Below are 365 nucleotides of genomic sequence, written 5' to 3'. Positions count from 1 at the left end.
TACAACAACGGTTCCACCGTCAGCACCACCATCGCCAAAACTGCGGGCGGCAACTTCGAGAACCTGGTCACCGATCCGAAAGCGGCCGTCACTTCGATTACCGACTCGATCGACAACACCACGGTTTCTCTGAGTGCTGATAAAGCCTCGGTAGTTGAAGGCGGTGACATCACTTACACCGCGACCTTGACTAACAAGGCGCAGACCGACGTTACCGTGACGCTTTCGAACGGTCAGACGATCACTATTAAAGCCGGTGAGACCACAGGCTCCACGGTTTTCCACACTCCAGCTAACGACGTCTACAACAACGGTTCCACCGTCAGCACCACCATCGCCAAAACTGCGGGCGGCAACTTCGAGAA

The 365-nt window shown here is 55.3% G+C and carries 1 protein-coding gene; it reads left to right on the top strand.

The genetic code is table 11. The features are described 5' to 3' along the window. A partial coding sequence (locus AOA59_RS32320) for an immunoglobulin-like domain-containing protein (RefSeq protein ID WP_158235212.1) occupies window positions 1-365 on the top strand: 365 nt, incomplete at both ends.

This window comes from Pseudomonas sp. 2822-15 (assembly GCF_002742515.1).
GTDB lineage: Bacteria > Pseudomonadota > Gammaproteobacteria > Pseudomonadales > Pseudomonadaceae > Aquipseudomonas > Aquipseudomonas salomonii.
This window is presented reverse-complemented; position numbering and strand designations above follow the sequence as displayed.